Annotated in this window: 15 protein-coding genes; 11 read left to right on the top strand and 4 right to left on the bottom strand. The window is 51.7% G+C overall.

The window, feature by feature from the left end; genetic code table 11:
- The first annotated feature begins 45 nt into the window (after window positions 1-45).
- From HRQ63_RS03400 to HRQ63_RS03380, 5 genes are read left to right on the top strand one after another with little or no spacing between them, the layout of a single operon-like run.
- On the top strand, window positions 46-771 hold the full coding sequence (locus HRQ63_RS03400; protein WP_037288724.1) for a phosphonate ABC transporter ATP-binding protein: 726 nt from the start codon (window positions 46-48) through the stop codon (window positions 769-771).
- A 52-nt stretch (window positions 772-823) separates the two neighbouring features.
- Window positions 824-2128 (top strand): hypothetical protein, encoded by a 1305-nt coding sequence (locus HRQ63_RS03395; RefSeq protein WP_172239106.1) that lies wholly within the window; start codon window positions 824-826, stop codon window positions 2126-2128.
- Between the two features lie 59 nt (window positions 2129-2187).
- Window positions 2188-2886: a response regulator transcription factor gene (locus HRQ63_RS03390; RefSeq protein ID WP_037288719.1), complete on the top strand. Its 699-nt coding sequence runs from the start codon at window positions 2188-2190 to the stop codon at window positions 2884-2886.
- A complete protein-coding gene (locus HRQ63_RS03385; RefSeq protein WP_172239103.1) occupies window positions 2883-4352 on the top strand; it encodes a sensor histidine kinase in 1470 nt (489 codons plus the stop codon). Before HRQ63_RS03390 ends, HRQ63_RS03385 begins: the two co-directional genes overlap by 4 nt.
- Before the next feature lie 19 nt (window positions 4353-4371).
- Complete coding sequence (locus HRQ63_RS03380; protein ID WP_172239100.1) at window positions 4372-4944, top strand: GNAT family N-acetyltransferase; 573 nt, start codon at window positions 4372-4374, stop codon at window positions 4942-4944.
- An 88-nt stretch (window positions 4945-5032) separates the two neighbouring features.
- Here the strand turns inward: HRQ63_RS03380 and HRQ63_RS03375 are convergent, their stop codons facing one another.
- Window positions 5033-6247: a glucose-1-phosphate adenylyltransferase gene (locus HRQ63_RS03375; RefSeq protein ID WP_172239097.1), complete on the bottom strand. Its 1215-nt coding sequence runs from the start codon at window positions 6245-6247 to the stop codon at window positions 5033-5035.
- A 218-nt stretch (window positions 6248-6465) separates the two neighbouring features.
- Here HRQ63_RS03375 and glgB point away from each other — a divergent pair, with 218 nt between their 5' ends.
- The 3 genes from glgB to HRQ63_RS03360 all read left to right on the top strand — a co-directional run bounded on the left by glgB (window position 6466) and on the right by HRQ63_RS03360 (window position 10729).
- Window positions 6466-8505, top strand: a complete 2040-nt coding sequence (gene glgB, locus HRQ63_RS03370; protein WP_172239094.1) for a 1,4-alpha-glucan branching protein GlgB — start codon at window positions 6466-6468, stop codon at window positions 8503-8505.
- A complete protein-coding gene (glgA, locus tag HRQ63_RS03365; RefSeq protein WP_172239091.1) occupies window positions 8502-9932 on the top strand; it encodes a glycogen synthase GlgA in 1431 nt (476 codons plus the stop codon). The genes glgB and glgA overlap by 4 nt, the downstream gene beginning before the upstream one ends.
- 425 nt (window positions 9933-10357) lie before the next feature.
- A complete protein-coding gene (locus HRQ63_RS03360; RefSeq protein ID WP_172239088.1) occupies window positions 10358-10729 on the top strand; it encodes an iron chaperone in 372 nt (123 codons plus the stop codon).
- Between the two features lie 269 nt (window positions 10730-10998).
- Here HRQ63_RS03360 and HRQ63_RS26140 read toward each other — a convergent pair whose 3' ends face one another.
- From HRQ63_RS26140 to HRQ63_RS03350, 3 genes are all read right to left on the bottom strand, one after another.
- A complete protein-coding gene (locus tag HRQ63_RS26140) occupies window positions 10999-11133 on the bottom strand; it encodes a hypothetical protein (protein WP_268239419.1) in 135 nt (44 codons plus the stop codon).
- 131 nt (window positions 11134-11264) lie between these two features.
- Window positions 11265-13022, bottom strand: coding sequence for an alpha-glycosidase (locus tag HRQ63_RS03355; protein WP_172239085.1), 1758 nt, complete (start codon window positions 13020-13022; stop codon window positions 11265-11267).
- 362 nt (window positions 13023-13384) lie between these two features.
- Window positions 13385-14584, bottom strand: coding sequence for a M20 family metallopeptidase (locus HRQ63_RS03350; protein WP_172239082.1), 1200 nt, complete (start codon window positions 14582-14584; stop codon window positions 13385-13387).
- 207 nt (window positions 14585-14791) lie between these two features.
- Here HRQ63_RS03350 and HRQ63_RS03345 point away from each other — a divergent pair, with 207 nt between their 5' ends.
- From HRQ63_RS03345 to HRQ63_RS03335, 3 genes are all read left to right on the top strand, one after another.
- On the top strand, window positions 14792-16267 hold the full coding sequence (locus tag HRQ63_RS03345) for an ABC transporter substrate-binding protein/permease (protein WP_172239079.1): 1476 nt from the start codon (window positions 14792-14794) through the stop codon (window positions 16265-16267).
- The gene (locus HRQ63_RS03340; protein ID WP_172239076.1) at window positions 16254-16976 is read left to right on the top strand and encodes an amino acid ABC transporter ATP-binding protein; all 723 of its coding nucleotides are present in this window, start codon (window positions 16254-16256) and stop codon (window positions 16974-16976) included. The genes HRQ63_RS03345 and HRQ63_RS03340 overlap by 14 nt, the downstream gene beginning before the upstream one ends.
- A gap of 312 nt (window positions 16977-17288) precedes the next feature.
- Window positions 17289-18053 carry a MarR family winged helix-turn-helix transcriptional regulator gene (locus HRQ63_RS03335; protein ID WP_229714051.1) on the top strand — a complete coding sequence of 255 codons (765 nt, stop codon included), beginning with the start codon at window positions 17289-17291 and terminating at the stop codon, window positions 18051-18053.
- Window positions 18054-18274: the final 221 nt, after the last annotated feature.

The raw sequence follows: 18274 nt of genomic DNA, 5'->3' as shown, positions 1-18274 counted from the left end.
CACTAGAGAAGTGAAGTTTACCAAGTCAGGGGAGTCGGATGGCGAATGATTAAGGTGAGAGGCTTGAGAAAGACCGTAAGCAGCGATAAAACACCTATACTTAAAGGCATAGACTTTGATTTGGTTCGCGGCGAATTCGTGGCGATCGTCGGACCGAGCGGCAGCGGGAAAAGCATGCTGCTCCGTTGTCTGGCGCTTAGGGAAGATTGGGACGGCGGAACATTCGTGGTGGATGATCTCGACGTGTTCAAAGCCGGATGGTCCGGCAAGCGCCGCATTCGAAAAGAATGGGCTTATCTCCAACAAAATCCCGATCTCGATCCGAACCGCACCGCTTTGAAAAATGTATTGATCGGCCAAGTCGGCCAGACGCCGGCTTGGCGGCGGCTTACCGGCATGGTTCGCACCGATGACTATATGGGAGCCATGGATATGATCGAATCGTTCGGCCTGCTGGATAAAGCCAAGCTCAAAGCAGGAAATCTGAGCGGCGGCGAGAGACAGCGGATCGCTACGGCGCGGGCGCTTGCGCACGGAGCGAACGTGTTGTTGGCGGATGAACCCGTCATCGGACTTGATCCGCATACCGCAGACAATGTGCTGGGCATGCTTAAGAACCTGTGCGAGACGCAGGAAACAACGGTCGTGGCCGTTCTTCCGATCGAGTTGGCGGAACGTCATGCGAGCCGTATATGGGGAATGGAAGACGGTAAGGTGATTCTGGATATCCGGGGTCGTCGCCTGACTACGGCCGAGAAGAATCGACTGTAGCTTTTTCCGTTAATCGTCCGACAGGCATAAGTGGAAGAGAGTGAGCGAAGGAATGAAAAAATTGTGGTTAAGCGTCGTTGGAACGGCGGGGCTGCTGTTATTGTCGGGTTGCAGCGATACGCTGTCGCTGCCGGACCCGACCTCGCTGATCCAGCCGCCTCGCCTTCCGGCGGATAAAGAAGCGTTGAGAAATACGATCGATCGCCAGCTCCCGGCCGGTGCGGTGGAAGTTCGAGCGCAAAATTCGAGCGATACGAGCGCGGTTCGTTATGAAGATTTGGACGGTGACGGAGTTAATGAAGCTATCGTTTTTTACAAACCCGCGAACAGCGGCGAAAATCTCCATATCATGATCCTGCAAAATCAGGACGGGACCTGGGTCAAAATGCTGGATATCGTAGGCGAAGGGACGACGCTGGATAAGCTTGAATTCATGGATGTTTCCGGAGACGGCCATATCGATATTTTGGCAGGATTCGGCGTGGACGGCGAAAATCCGGCCAGCGCCGGAAGCAATGTGCTGATGGTGTATTCCTACGTCCGCTCGGATAGCCAAGCCGTATTGGAGACGCTCGGCAATAAGCTGGCCTACTCGGCATTTTCATTGGTCGATCTGAACGGCGACGGGCGAAACGAGCTGGCGTTGATCAACTTGAAACCGAACGTCGGAACGGATATCAAAGTCTATCAGTATCAGGATAATAATTTTCAGGAATTGTCTTCGCTCGTGCTGCCTAACAAGACGGTCACGGGGTACTACAATGTCACGGCGGGCAAAATTTCGGAAACTCAGGTCGGACTTGTGCTGGATATGATCATCGGTTCCGGTTCGTATACGCAGATCGTGGTGATGAAAAACGGCATCCTTCAATCCGTGCTCAGCGAAGATTCGGCTTTCCGCGACGGTTGGGTGAAAAGCGAAGACGTCGACGGAGACGGCATCATCGAGATCGGTTTGCTGAACATGCCGGACGGGTGGAGTTATTTCGAGAATAAGGAAGATATTCCGATGCTCACCTTGTACAGCCGTTGGGATGGTAAAAAAGGATTGACTCCGGTCAGGGAGCAATATCGCGATCCGAACGGACGATTCGTCCTTCAGCCGTTTCCCGAAAGCCTGTTGAAAAATGTCACGCTCAATACGGTATCGATAGTCGACAAATATTTGCAGTTCGTTACTATCGATACTCGCGAATGGGTAGAGGAAGTTCGATTTTTCACGCCGGCTCAATGGCAGAACGAATCCGAAGACAAAGGCTGGATCAAGTTGTACGGCACGAGCAGCCAAGTCATCGCGTATCGGGTGAATCCGGACGGGGAATTGGCAGCCGATAAAGCCGGAGTCCCGAGTACTTGAAAAGCTAAAAACGAATCAAACGGAAGTATGCACGATTAAAATCCGGGAAGGGGAGTCTCATGAGTAAAGTATTGATTTTGGAGGACGAAGAATCGATTCGCAGCTTTATCGTTATCAACTTGAAGCGGAACGGATTCGAGGTCTTGGAGGCCGGAGAAGGTAATGAGGCTCTGCATATTCTGCAAACCGAGCCGGGCATCGATATCGCGTTGCTCGACGTCATGGTACCGGGCATCGACGGATTTGAGGTCTGCCGCCGGATTCGCGAGACGAACGAACGGATGGGCATCATTTTCCTGACTGCCAAGGTGCAGGAACAAGACAAAGTATACGCGCTGTCCGTAGGTGCCGACGACCATGTCAGCAAGCCTTTTAGCCCGACGGAATTGATTGCTCGGATTCACTCGTTGTTAAGACGGGTCAACGTGCATCGGGAAACGGCGGCGAAGGTGACCTTCGACTCGGGACCGTTCAAGCTCGATTTGATCTCGAAGCAGTTCAAGAAAAACGGACAGGCGATCGAACTAACCCCGACGGAGTTTTCGCTGATTCAATTTTTCCTGGAAAAAGAAAATACGCCGCTCAGCCGGGATGTGCTGCTCGACCACGTCTGGGGCAAAGAATATATGGGCGACCCGAAGATCGTGGACGTAAACATCCGCAGGCTGCGCCAGAAAATCGAAGATAATCCTTCCGAACCGGAATATTTGCAAACGGTGTGGGGGCACGGATATAAGTGGAAAGGTCAGGGTCAATGATTAAGAAAGGCATCGGCAGGCAGATCGTCATGCACTATTTCATCGTCATCTTCCTGGCGCTGATGCTCGTGGAAGTGGTGTTTCTGTTTGCGATCCGGGCTTATTATTACGACACGATCTATAACTCGATTTCGAGCCATATCGACGTGACGGTACGAAGCGCGCTGATCTCCACCAGCGCCGGGGATTACGGGGAGATGGAATACCTGAGTCAGATTTTGGCGTTGCTGAAACTGCCCGAAGCCGAATTGCAGATTCTTGACGGCAAAGGCGAAGTGCTGATCAGTTCTTCGGGTTTCCCGTCGGACAAACCGGTACAAACCAGCGACATCCCGCAAGCGCTGGCTTCGGGAAGCACGTCGAAATGGATCGGACGCCAAGCGACGACGGGGGAACCGGTCATGGCCGTGACGACCACTCTTCAGCCGGGCGGAGGTCAGGTATATCTCGCGCGTTTCGTGACTTCGATCGAAAAAGTCAATCAACGCCTTACCGAGATTACGCTTGTATCGATGGCGATTATTGCGGCAATTCTGGTCATTGTCCTGATTGTCAGCATCGGCCTGGCGAATTCGATCGTACGGCCGATCAACAATATCATCGCCGTCTCGGCGCAAATGGCTAAAGGCCGGTTCGATGTCAGGGTCGAAGGCGATTACCGCTATGAGCTCGGCGAGATGGGTTCCACGCTGAACTATATGGCCGAGGAGATCGTGCGAAGCAACCAGATCAAGGATGATTTTATTTCCTCGATCTCGCATGAGCTGAGGACTCCGCTTACTTCGATCAAAGGTTGGAGCGAGACGCTCGATTCAGGCGGCTATGACCCGGACGAGACGCGAATCGGCATGGGGATCATCTCCAAGGAAACGGAGCGTCTGATCGGTCTGGTCGAAGAGCTGCTGGACTTCTCGAAGCTGCAGCAGAACGAAATGAAGCTGACGATGGCGCATGTGGAATTGAAGGAACTGCTCAAAGAAATCGTACTGAATGTATGGGCCAAGGCCGAGTTGAAAAAAGTGCAGCTGCGTCTGGATGCGGACGGCGACAGCTTCCCCGTGTACGGTGACGCTAATCGTCTGAAGCAGGTATTTTTGAATATCGTCGATAACGCAATCAAATTCTCGCATGAAAGTTCGGTGATCGTACTGCATGTGGTCCGTGAGGACGGTTGGGTACGTACCGCGGTTCAAGACAGCGGGATCGGCATTGACGAAGAGAATTTGAAGCGGGTCAAAGATCGATTCTTCCAGGTTAACACGCAAGGCGGAGGAACGGGACTCGGTTTGGCGATCACGCAGCAGCTTGTGGAACTGCATGAGGGCGAACTGAATATGACAAGCGAGCTGGGGGTAGGAACCACGGTAAGCGTGAAGCTGCCTCTGCTTGAGGAAGAACCGAAAGCCGAAGAAGCTTCGGACGAGAAAACTTTCAATGAGGACTCTTCCGACACGAAACCTATATAACCGAAAGCGGGGCGAAGAGATGTCATCGGAAAAGTCGACATCCCATGAACGGCTCCGCGAACATGAAGCTGTGCTCGTCATTCGGGAAGCCGTCCAGAACGATGCAGCTGTTCTTGCAGGGATGCTGCGCGAAGCGGCTGAAGTTATGGTCAGCCGAGGGGTGGAACAGTGGAAGCCCGAAATGTTCAGTATGGAGACGATACTTGAATACTTCGATAGCCGCCGGGTATTTTTACTAACATCAGACGGGAATCCGGCAGGATTGTTTACCCTTCAAGACAGCGATCCCGGCTATTGGCAAGAATTAAACGATGAACGTTATCTCTATTTGCACCGTTTTACGGTTCGTCCGGAATATCGAGGCTTTGATTATGGCGGAAAAATGCTGCATTATGCGGAAGCGGAAGCTGTCCGGCTAGGCAAGCGGGGGTTGAGGCTGGACTGCGTTGCCCACTTGCCCGGCTTGAATGCTTATTATCAGAGAAGCGGATTCCGTTTCATTGCTGAGCGCGATCTGAGACGAAGCGTCGGAGGACGGTACGTGAATTTGTATGAAAAGACGAATCAGGAACAGAAGAACAACGGCTCCTGAAGCATAGGCATGAGAAAAAGCCTTTCCCGAAATGCATGTTAAATCTCGGGAAAGGCTTTTTTTAACCGATCGCTCGGATATTTTTGAATTAAGAAGACATTCCTCCGGCTTGACGAAGCGCCACAGGTTCGAAAGATTCCTTCAAACTATGAACGGGCTGCGGACGAACAAAAGGCTTGGCATAAACCGTTTCGTTGGGACCGATCATCAAAATTTCGTTCGGAGATCCTGAAATGACAGCTCCGTCGTGAATAACGGCATTTTCGCCGATGATGGCATATTGGATTTTGGCGTTGCGTCCGATCGAAGCTCCCGGCATGATGACGCTATCCGTGATCGTCGAACCTTTGCCTACATTGACGTCCCGGAAAAGCACGGAGTGCTTGACGGAACCTTCGTTGACGCAGGCTTCGTGCACCATCGAATCAATCGGCGAAAGGGCCAGCGTACGTCGGAACAAAGCAGGGCGGCTGGCTTGGCGATTGGTGTGCATCGGCCATTCCGACTTGTTCAAGCGGAATTCGCTTTCTTCGCCCAGCAGGTCCATATGCGCTTCCCAAAGGCTGTTTGCCGTACCCACGTCTCTCCAGTAGCCCGCGAACGGATAAGCGTTAAGTTGGGAACCGTCGCCGAGCATCAAAGGCAGCAGATCTTTTCCGAAGTCATGGCCGGATTCCGCTTTGTCCGCGTCTTCCAGCAGGTAAGCGCGCAGATACGACCATTTGAACACGTAAATGCCCATCGAAGCCAGACTGCTCATCGGTTTAGCCGGCTTTTCCGTAAAGTCGACGATGCGCAGATCGGCGTCGGTCGTGACGATGCCGAAACGGTGGGCTTCATTCAGCGGCACTTCCATGACCGACAGGGTCGCGTCGGCTCCGGAAGCTTTATGCGATTGAACCATTTCCGCGTAGTCCATATGATAAATATGATCGCCGGACAAAATCAAAACATGCTCCGGATCATGTTTGTCGATAAATTCGATGTTTTTGGTGATCGCGTCGGCCGTTCCGCGATATTCGCCTTGTTCGCCGGGCGGCAGCAGCGCGATCTCCCCTTCTTGCGCATTGATCTTCCAAGGCGTGCCTTCTCCGATATGTTCATGGAGCGACTCGGCAGCATACTGGGTCAGTACGCCTACGGTGTCGATTCCCGAATTGAGGCAGTTGCTGAGAGGAAAATCGATAATACGGTAGTGCCCGCCAAAAGGTACGGCGGGTTTTGCGATCGTAGACGTCAGCGGTGCCAATCTGCGACCTTCTCCTCCAGCCAGTAGCATAGCGATGCAATCTTTCTTTTCCATGTTAATTTCCCTCCCGTGATGTATGTCAACATGAGGTATAATTAAACGGAAGAAGCAAGCTTTGAAACCATGAAAAATGGAAATGAGTTGCAATTTCTTGAATTTATTTTTTTTAGTATCGCCTTATTCATTGGTTTCAAATAAGGGTAATAGAACTATTGATCTGTTTTGATGAACACAGCAAGCAGATAATGAGCGGAAAAAAGGAGAGTGAAGGGATGGCCAAGCAGCCGGCGGCTGGATCGCAGCCATTGACGCAAAAAGACATTTACTTATTTCATGAAGGTAATTATTTTCACAGCTACCGGATGTTCGGCGCGCACCTGAGCACGGAAAACAATAAAGAAGGCGTTCGATTCACGGTATGGGCACCGAACGCGGAGTTCGTGGGCGTTGCCATGGACGCCAACGAGTGGGACGGAGGCCGCGCCGCGCTTGAGCTTTTACCGAAATCCGGAGGAATATGGAGCGCTTTCCTGGAAGGCGTTCGCTACGGGGATCTTTATAAGTACGATATTCGATCCAAATCCGGCGAACGTTTGCTTCGCGCGGATCCGTACGGCGTTTATGCGGAAGTCAGACCCAATACCGCATCGCGCGTCGGATCGGTGGACGGTTACGCATGGGGAGATCAGGCATGGCGAAGAAAACGCCGGGCGCCTTACGCCAAGCCGATGAACGTTTACGAAATGCAGTTAGGCACATGGAAACAGAAAGAAGACGGAACTTTTTATACATATCGCGAATTGGCCGACGTGCTGATCCCTTATATTCAGGAAATGGGATACACCCATTTGGAATTCATGCCGTTGACGGAATACCCTTACGATCTGTCATGGGGTTACCAGGCTACGGGATATTTCGCGCCTACGAGCCGTTACGGCGAAGCGAAAGATCTCATGTATTTGATCGATCGGTGCCATCAGGCTGACATCGGCGTGCTGCTGGATTGGGTTCCCGGGCACTTCGCCAAAGACGCGCACGGCCTCCGGCAGTTCGACGGAAGTCCTTTATACGAATATGCCGATCCGATGCTGGCCGAGAAGCCGGGCTGGGGAACGTTGTCTTTCGATTTCGGCAAACCCGAGGTTCAATCGTTCCTGATTTCCAGCGCGCTTTATTGGCTGGAAATGTTCCATTTCGACGGCCTGCGGATCGACGCGGTGACCAGCATGCTGCGCCTCGATTTCGAGAAGAAGCCCCATCAATGGCGTCCCAACGAATCCGGCGGCGTCGAAAACGTCGATGCCATCGAATTTTTGCGTAAATTGAACCGTACGATTTTCAGTTATTATCCGAATGCGATCATGGCGGCGGAAGAGTCGAGCGCTTGGCCGATGGTCACCGCTCCGGCGCATGAGGGAGGACTCGGTTTCAATTATAAATGGAACATGGGCTGGATGAACGATACGCTCAAATACGTGGAAACCCATTTCGACGGACGTTCTTCGCTCCATAATCTGCTGACTTTCCCGCTCGTATACGCGCATTCGGAAAATTATATGCTGCCGCTGTCCCATGACGAAGTGGTGCACGGCAAAAAATCCCTGCTCGATAAAATGCCGGGATCTTACGAAGAAAAATTCGCGGGCCTGCGCCTGCTGCTGGGTTACCAGATTACGCATCCGGGCAAAAAACTGCTCTTTATGGGAGGAGAGTTCGGCCAGTTCATCGAATGGAAGGATGAAGAACAGCTGGACTGGCTCCTGCTCGATTACGAGGCCCATCGCAAGATGCAGGCCTATACGGCGGCGTTGAACCATTTTTACCTGAACGAAAAAGCGCTGTGGGAGATCGATCATAGCTGGGACGGTTACGACTGGATCAATGCGGACGATTCCAGCCAGAGCGTTATCACGTTCGTGCGAAAAGGAAAAAAGCCGGGCGATACGCTGTATATCCTGATCAATTTCAAACCGATCGCTTATGAAGACTACCGAATCGGCGTGGATAAACCCGGAGCTTACGCGGAATTGTTCAACAGCGACGATATTCGTTTCGGCGGCGGCGGCATTTTGAACGGGGAGCTCATCCGCGCGGAAAAAGGAACATGGCATGACCGTCCTTACCATCTGCCCGTGAAGCTTCCGGCGTTGGGCATGGTCATTCTTAAAAAAAGCGCGCGTTCCGCGGACACCTTGAAAGTCTCGGAAGCGCCGGCGAAAAAATCGACCGCAAAAAAGAAAGCTTCCGACAAACCGTCCAAAATGCCGAAAACGGACGCAAAACCGGCAGCGAGAAAGGGGAAAGATCAATGAAATTACTATTTGCGGCCGCGGAAGCGGCACCTTTTATCAAAACGGGAGGCTTGGCCGACGTGATCGGGGCCCTGCCCAGAGCATTGAAGGAAGCGGGAGCGGACATTCGCGTCGTTCTCCCGAAATATAAAGCGATTCCCGAAGCCTATAAAGAAAAAATGGTCCATAAAGGCGTTACTCACGTACAAATGGGATGGCGCAGCCAGTATTGCGGAATCGAAGAATACGACGACAACGGCATTCCGGTCTATTTCATCGATAACGAATTCTATTTCGGCCGCGACGGCGTGTACGGTTACGGAGACGACGGCGAACGCTTCGCGTTCTTCAATAAAGCCCTGCTCGACATTCTGCCGGAGATCGGGTTCAAGCCGGACGTCATCCACTGCCACGACTGGCATACGGGCATGGTTCCGCTGCTGCTTCAGGACCGGTACGCGCATGATCCGTTTTACGATAATATTCAAACGGTCTATACGATCCACAACCTGCTGTATCAAGGCGTGTTCCCGTATGCGGTATTCGGCGAGCTGCTGGGATTGGATAACCGCCACTTTACCGATAGCGGAGCGGAATACTACGGGAACGTCAATTTCATGAAAGCGGGCATTGTCTATTCCGGAAAAGTGACGACCGTCAGCCCGACTTACGCGAACGAAATCCGTACCGCGCATTACGGCTACGGACTCGACGGGCTGCTGTCTTCGATCGGCGACAAGCTGACGGGCATCGTGAACGGCATCGATACGAAAAGCTACAATCCGAATACGGATAAAGCGCTGCATGCCCGTTACAAAAGCAGCATCGCGAAGAAACGGGAAAACAAAACGGCGCTGCAAAACGAATTGGGCCTGCCGGTCAACGTGAAAACGCCGATGATCGGCATCGTTTCCCGCCTGGTGGAGCCGAAAGGACTCGATTTGATCGTTCGCGTGCTGGACGAGCTGCTGTACGGGGACGACGTTCAGGTCGTGGTTTTGGGGACGGGCGAACCCGGTTACGAAGACTGGTTCCGTCAAGCGGCTTACCGCCATCCTCAGCAGTTGTCGGCGCAGCTTCGCTTCAGCGAGCCGCTGTCCCGCAATATTTACGCGGCGAGCGACATGTTCCTGATGCCTTCCATGTTCGAGCCTTGCGGCATCAGCCAATTGCTGGCCATGCGTTACGGCAGCGTGCCGATCGTTCGCGAGACGGGCGGTTTGAACGATACCGTCCAGGCTTACAACGAATTCACGGGCGAAGGCAACGGATTCAGCTTCGCTTCGTACAATGCGCACGATATGCTGCATACGATTCGCCGCGCTTTGGAATTTTATCGGAATGACGCTTCTTGGAAAAAGATCGTGCAGAACGGCATGAGCGAGGACTTTAGCTGGCTGGCTTCGGCGAAAGAATATCTTGGGATTTATGAGGCGTTGAGCAAGTAGGGAAGTCCTGAAGTCCTATTCGGGTTGGAAGCTTGGGGCGCTATGGGGGAAATTCGTTCAAGACGCTGTTTCACGCGGAAAGCCTCCGGCTTCCCGCGTTCAAAGGCCAACATAACTTCATATGTTACCGCAGATTTTCTTCGAAACTCTGTATTTCACTAAATTTCTCCCTTCGCTTAAAGCTTCGTTAAGAGATCGTACATCCCTACTTTTTGTAGTGGAGTAGGGAAAGACCGGGATCGGATTTTCGATCCCGGTCTTTTTTTGATGAAACACTTGTTAAAAGAGCGGTTGTCAGGCAGACTTATGACATAAAGGATAAAGGCGATAAAGTGTACGGTTACACATGTGAATATCGGATGTAATCGGTTCGGATATGTGTTTGTTTTCGAAGGTGAAGATATGTCGACAAGGAGGTTTATTCGATGGACGCATTTAAGGAATACTTGGACAAGGTCGATGACCCATTGCAAAAAGAACGGCTGGAGAACATTTTTGCATGGATTCATGAGACGTTTCCGAATTTAGCGGCGAAAGTAGCTTGGAATCAACCGATGTTTACGGATCACGAGACCTTTATTATCGCGTTCAGTACAGCCAAAGCGCATATGTCCGTGGCTCCGGAGAAAGCGGCTTTGGAGCGTTTTGCGGACAAGATCGCAGCGTCTGGTTATACGCATACCAACCAATTGTTTCGCATTCCTTGGAAAAGCCCGGTAGATTACGACTTGTTGAAAGAAATCATTGAATTCAACATCGAAGATAAAGCAGACTGCACGACTTTTTGGAGAAAATAGTATTGATAAGTAAATCCCAGGCTGTTAGGAATGAACTTTGCTCTTGTCAAAGCGAAGTTCTTTTTTTAATCCCTCCCCCGAATGCTTTTAGCCCGGGGGCCTATGGGCTTGAGCGAAGGGGTGGAAGGGAAGCGAAGAAACGAAGTGCTCGCCTTTGAAATCCGATTTCCACCCTGACCAAGGCTTCCAATCAAGAAATCGCATTTCAACAGCGATCGAAGCTCCCTCCCGCCCCGTAGCGTCCTCGCCCATCTCGCACTCCCCAGCCCCTAGAAAGGACTAAAATAATAAAAAACCATGAACAATGCCGTCTTCACGCCGGTTCCGATCGAACCTTTGTCAATCCACCTTAACGTTGCCAGTACCGATACTACAATAGCTGCCATCGAAACGACGAAAAACATGTCGGCCGCCTCCTTTTGGGTCACAGTAATTACCGCGAACTGCCTAAGGAAAAATAACCAAAATACAGAAATTAAAACGCTTTCTTTTTGTTTGGCAAAAACTCTTTTGCAATAAGCGAAAAACCGACGCATTAAGCGTCGGCAGGCGACAAATTTCGGTACAGAATACGGTAACCGTAAGCATCAAGCGGAATAGCAAGCCGTCCGTCCGTTGTAGGAACGCTTTCCCCGGTTAGCGCATCGCGCCAGTCATCCGTTTCGATAGGGTGCGATAAGATGTTGGGCTGCCCCGTATTGTTCATCCAGATCGTGAAATGAATATGATCGTCGATTCGTTCATACACGATGCAGGGATTGCCCGATTCGGCCATCAGGAAGCGAAAACGTCCGCCGCGCAGCGCCGGGTTTCTTTTTCGCAGCATGATCATTAGCCGATAGAAGCTATGCAGTTCCCTGTCCTGCTTATCGGGTTCCCATTGCATGCATTTTCGACAATCCGGATCCGCGCCGCCTTGCAGTCCGATCTCGTCCCCGTAAAAAATGCAAGGCGTGCCCATGTACGTGAACAAAAAGACGATCGCCAGTTTCAATTTACGCTTGTCGCCGCCCAATCGGGTCAACAAACGCGGCGTATCATGGCTGCACAGCATATTGAAGACCACTTCGTTCGTTTGCTGAGGATAGCGCATTAACAGGCTGCTCATATGGCTCGAAAACTGGTAGCCGTCCATGCCGCCGCCGAAGAAAGCCAACACTTTGTCCGAGAACGGATAGTTCATCACCGAGTCGAATTGATCGCCCATCAGCCAAGAAAGAGAATCGCTCCATACTTCGCCGACCAGATAGGCATCCGGTTTCGCCGCCTTTACCACGTCCCGGAATTCCCGCCAGAAATGATGATCGACCTCGTCCGCCACGTCCAAACGCCAACCGTCGACGCCGACTTCTTTGATCCAATACTTGGCCACGCCGAGCAGGTATTTGCGTACTTCTTCGTTGCCCGTATTGAACTTGGGCATATTGCCGTAAAATCCGAACGTATCGTAAGTGGGAATGCCGTCCCGGACTTCAAGCGGGAATTTGTTGGCATGAAACCAATCCGCGTAAGGCGAATAAGCACCTTTGAGCACGACATCGCGGAAAGGAGGAAATTGATCGCTGCAATGATTGAATACGGCATCGAGAATGACGCGTATCCCCTTGCCGTGACAAGCTTCGACGAGCTCTTTGAGCACCGCGACGTCGCCGAGATGGGGATCGATCGTTTTATAGTCGACCGTATCGTATTTATGGTAGGTGGTCGCGGTGAAGATCGGGGTGAAATAAATCGCATTGATCCCCAGCTCCACCAAATAATCGACACGATCGAGCACCCCCTGCAAATCTCCGCCGAAATAATCGGTCAATGTAGGCTGCGCGCCCCAAGCAAGTGTCCCGGGCGGGTCGATCGAAGGATCGCCTTTGGCAAATCGGTCGGGCATGATCTGATAAAAAATCGCCTTCTTTGCCCAATCCGGCGCCGCGAACAGATCGACGGCATGGATGTAAGGGAACTCGTAAAATCCTCCGGTCGGAGCAGGGAAACCGTCATGAAATTCGTTGTCGGCCTTAAAAAGCGTTTCATTTCCGGAAGTCAATCTGAAAATGTACGCCACGCGCTTGAATTTCGGACGCACGGGACCTTCCCAGTAATCGAAGTATTCGTCGGTCGCCGCTTTTTCCAATTCCACTTCGAAATATGTACGATTCCAGTCGTATTTATCTCCGGTCAACGCGGTAACGCGATCGACATCGTTTTTCTTGGTGCGAAAACGAAGGTGAATCGTATGGAGATTATAAGAGTAAGCCCATTTGTCACGCGGTACGTGGTACATCGCTTCCCGAAACATGAAATTCCTCCTTATAGTAACGAAAAGCTTATACCCCACCGGGCAATAAGCTTTTCCAGTTACCGCGATAAGCGAAAATCTCTTAATCTTTGATTCTTTAATCTCTTAATCTCTTAATCTTTTAATCTTTAATTCTTTAATTCTTTAATTCTTTAATTCTTTAATTCTTTAATTCTTTAATTCTTTCCCCCTCATCCCAGTTACCCAGCGACGCAAAGATGGACGTTATTACCCGGAAAAACTTTACATCGAAACCAACGATCGGAAAGAAAAGAATCCTAGAAAAACAAAAAGCCTGCTCCCGAGTAAAATCGAAAGCAGGCTGAACTTCCCGAACTTACAATATTCCATCCGATCCGAGTTTAATCCTTCGCCGAGGAACTCTTCTCCCGATAAGCATTTTGTTTGAACTCTTCGCGCACCTTCTCCAGCAATCCCGGAACCGTCAGCACGTCATAAGCCGTCCCCGCCAACATTTTAGCCCCGAATACCATAGCCTCGTAAGCTTCGTCTTTCTGCGCCAGATCGCGGAACCCGATACTATGCAGCTCATGGCGCTCGTATACCACCTGCACGTAAGGATGGATCGCCGGGCAGCGGGTAGAGACATTGCCCACATCCGCCGAACCGCCGTTTACCGGAGCTTCGATCACATCCGCGGCGACACCCGATTCGATCAGATTACGCGTGAATGTCTCCGACAGCGTCTCGTTCGTGATCAGCTCGTCATAGGAGTATTCGTAGTTCGATACTTTCAGCTCGCATCCGGTCTGGAGCGCCGCGCCTTCCGCGATCCGCCGTACCTTTTCCACCAACTCATTGGTATAAGGACGATCCGCTGAACGAATATAGAATTGGGCAGAAGCATAGTCCGGAATAATGTTCGCGGCGACGCCGCCGTGATTGATGATTCCGTGAATACGTGCGTCCGCACGCGTCTGCTGCCGGAGTGCGTTGATCGCGTTAAAAAGAAGCAGAACGGCGTCCAGCGCATTCACGCCCGCTTCGGGACTGGCTGCCGCGTGCGAGGACTTTCCGTAAAACTCATATTGGACCGCGTCCATCGCCAGCGCGCTGCCCGACTTTTGGAAAGAGTAATAAGGATGCGCCATCAGGGCGAAGTCGCAATCGTCGAACAATCCGGCGTCGGCCATCGTCACTTTCGCTCCGCGCGTTTCTTCCGCAGGCGTTCCGTATACGCGAAGCGTACCTCCCAGCTCGGCGATGGCATTTTTCAATCCGAATGCCGCGCCGAGGCTCATGGTACAGATCAGATGATGTCCGCACGCATGGCCGATCTCCGGCAGCGCATCATATTCGCATAAAAGCGCGACGGTCGGTCCCGGTTTATCCGAGCGGAACGTGCCGATAAACGCCGTCTCGATATCGAGGATCGGCGCTTCGACTTCAAAGCCGTGTTCCGCGAGAGATTGTTTGAGCCTGGCGGACGCTTTGAATTCTTCGTTGCCCAGTTCCGGGTTCTGCGCGATATACGCGGCGATCTCCTTGAGTTCGGCGGAAGAGGTATCGACGATATCGAAAATGACTTGCTTATTATTCATGAGTAAACGCTCCTTGTGTCGATGGACTTGAAGTCAAAGCTTATCATGCGAGCGAAACGTTTTCAATGATGACGCGGCTTTGTAAGGAATAAAACAATTTGGTGAACGGTAAAAAAGTACGCGACATTTTGTGAATATTGTTGTATAAATATGAGTATCGTTTTATAATGATGACTTGTTATTTTACTTAGAGAGTGGAGAGAGGGCATGTTGAGACTGAAACGAATAATCCCGATGCTGATGGCATTGTTGATGCTGACCTTGGCACTGTATCCGGGTCACGGACAAGCAAACGCACAAAGCGCATCAAGCACGGATGAGAAAAGAACACTGACGATCGGGTTGAGCCCGGACTTCGCGCCGTACGAATTCCTGATGACGGTAGACGGAAAAAGCAAGGTCGTCGGCTCCGACGTGATGATCGCGGAAGAGATTGCCAAAGACATGGGCGCCGAACTGGTCATTAGAGAAATGTCTTTCGACAGTTTGATTCCGGCGCTGCAAAGCGGCCGGATCGACATGATCATCTCCGGCATGACGCCGACCGACGAAAGACGTCAGAACGTCGATTTTTCCGACCTCTACTATACGTCGCGCCAGGTCATTCTGACCCGTTCGGAAGACGTCGATAAATACAAAACGATGGACGCGCTGCAAGGCGAGCAAATCGGGGTGCAAACGGGTTCGATTCAAGAAGAAATCGCGAACGGGATTCCGGACGCGCAGGTCACGGCGGTCAAGACCATTTCCGACGTGGTCAGCCTGCTCAGCTCCGACCGCGTCAACGCCGCAGTGTTCGAAGGACCGGTAGCGGAAGCTCAAGTCAAAAACCGCCCGGGCATCGCGATCGCCGAAGCGGTACCGGAAGACAGCGATACGCCGATGGCGATCGCGGTTCAAAAAGGCAACACTGAATTGGTCAATGAAATCAACGTGACGCTTGAGCGTCTGCGCGCGACCAACGCCGTAGACGGATTTATCCAGCAGGCCAACGAACTGAATTCCGGCGAGACGGCTCCGAGCAACATCTTCTCGTTCTTTTGGAAATATCGCGGATTTTATGCGGACGGCGTGAAATACACGCTGCTGCTGTCCGCTTTGGGCGTATTGTTCGGTTTCCTGATCGGTTTGTTGATCGCCCTGCTCAGATTGTCCAGCGTCAAAATTCTAAAATGGATCGCTATAACATACATTGAAGTGCTTCGTGGCACGCCGATGCTCGTACAGCTCCTGATTATTCACTTCGGTCTGGCCAGCGCGTTCGATATCAAATTCTCGGTCCTGCAGTCGGGGATTATCACGCTGTCGCTGAATAGTTCGGCTTACTTGGCGGAAATCTTCCGCGCGGGTATCCAGAACGTCGATAAAGGACAAATGGAAGCCGCGCGCTCGCTGGGGATGCCTCGGGGCATGGCGATGCGCACGATCATCATTCCGCAAGCGATCAAAGGCGTTCTGCCGGCGATCGGCAACGAATTCGTCGTCATCATCAAAGAATCCTCGATCGTATCGTTTATCGGGGTCGCCGATCTGATGTTCCAGGCCAATGCCGTACGTACGCTGACTTATTCCGGTCTGTACCCGCTGGTCATCGCCGCAGGCATCTACCTGATCATGACGCTGATTCTGTCCAAGCTGTTAAATGTATTAGAACGGAGGTTGAGTGCCGGTGATAGCCGTTAAAAATCTGCAAAAATCGTTCGGAAAAAATAATGTCCTGCGCGGAATCGATACCGAGATCAAAAAAGGCGAAGTGGTCGTGGTCATCGGACCCAGCGGCTCGGGCAAAAGTACCTTCCTTCGCTGCTTGAATCGGTTGGAAGACGTAACGGGCGGAGAGATTTTGTTCGAAGGTCAACCGATTACGGATAAAAAACATAACATCGATAAAACGCGCGAGAAGATGGGCATGGTGTTCCAGCAGTTCAACTTGTTCCCGCATAAAAGCGTGCTGGAAAACATTACGCTCGCTCCGATCAAGCTTCAGAGTTTATCGAAAGCCGAAGCCGATAAGCGGGCCGAAGCGTTACTGCAATCTGTAGGTCTGGCTGATAAAAAGAACGCATACCCGGCGCAACTGTCCGGCGGTCAGAAGCAACGTATCGCCATCGTGCGCGCGCTCGCAATGCAGCCGCATGTGATGCTGTTCGACGAGCCGACCTCGGCGCTTGACCCGGAAATGGTCGGCGAGGTGCTGGACGTGATGAAAAAGCTGGCGGAAGACGGCATGACGATGGTCATCGTAACTCACGAAATGGGCTTCGCGCGCGAAGTCGGCGACCGGATCGTGTTCATGGACGGCGGCGTGATCGTGGAGCAGGGTACGCCGGAAGAAGTGTTCGGCGCGCCGAAGAATGCGCGGACGCAGGATTTTTTGAGTAAAGTATTATGAGGAGAGGGGGAGCGTGATCGCGTGTGTCGCTTAGTTGTTTTCCTTGCGGAAAGCCAAAGGCGCTCCACCCGCGATCACGCTCCCCAGGGGGTAGGGTAGGGAAAGACCCTCGGATTAAAAGATTACAAAAAAGATGATGCAAAAGCGCCTCGGACTTATCGGTCTGGGGCTTTTTGTATGGGTAAATTCATGTGCGAACACATTCGAAGTCAATAAGAAATAAGAAGGGTTGCAAAAATGTTAAGGTACCTTTATATTATAAAAGTAAGGTACCTGAATTTAAGGTGCCTTTATAAAAAGGAGGGCTCATTCATGAGTGAACATCAAGGGAATCAAGGACATGAAAAGATGGATAATGAACCTCGTCGTGAGCAAGATCAAGGATTTCGCGAAGAAGAGCAAGGGTTCAACGACGGGCTGATGAGAACGTTTTTCCATGCTACAGCGCTTATGCATAGATATCACCATCATATCCGCCGGGATCGGGAGCATGGAGGGAATCCGCATCGGGGCCAAGGACGGGTATTGGCACTGCTTAAGCTTAAGCCGGAGATTACGCAGAAGGAGTTGACCTTCCTTTTGAATATGCGTAATCAGTCATTAGGGGAGCTATTGGTGAAGCTGGAGCGCGGCGGATATATCGAGCGTACGCCTTCGGAGACGGATCGACGCGTGATGAACGTGAAGTTGACGGAAGCGGGAGCTGAAGCGGCTGAACAGGCGGAGCAGAACCAGCAGGAGGATGGGAAGCTATTCGAAAGTTTTACGGAGGAAGAACGCGAGCAGTTCGGCGAATATTTGCAGCGGCTGATTGCGGAGCTGGAGAAGCAAACGGAAGGCGAAGGTTTTGCCGGACGCGATCCGAGAGAGTTCTGGGAACGCGAAGGAGGCCCGCGCCCGCCGTTTGGCCCGGGAGGACGCGGAGGATTCGGTCCTGGGGGCGGGCGTTTCCGCTTTGGCGGGATGAAGGGTGGTCGACATGGTCATGGTCACGGACCGGGACACTTCCGAGGATTCGGATTCCCGGACTCCCCGCATTCGGGTCCGGATCGTAATGCCGAACAAGAGCGTGAATAAAAGCAAGAACGAGTAGTAACAAGCTGAGCGATTGAACGTTTGTTGATTTCATCCACGTTATTATTTCAACCCACTTGAGCGCTTGCTTAGGTGGGTTTTTCATATAGGAACTGATACTCACTTCTCTCATTGACGAAGTCGGAGCTTGACCAAGTTAAGTCTTAGACTACGCTTATCTGATTAAGTTTGTTGAAGCTACTAGGGCGTGTATAATAAAAAGC

This window comes from Saccharibacillus endophyticus (genome assembly GCF_013185185.1).
GTDB lineage: Bacteria > Bacillota > Bacilli > Paenibacillales > Paenibacillaceae > Saccharibacillus > Saccharibacillus endophyticus.
Note: the sequence above shows the minus strand (reverse complement) of the source record. Positions and strands in the feature narration are given on the sequence as shown.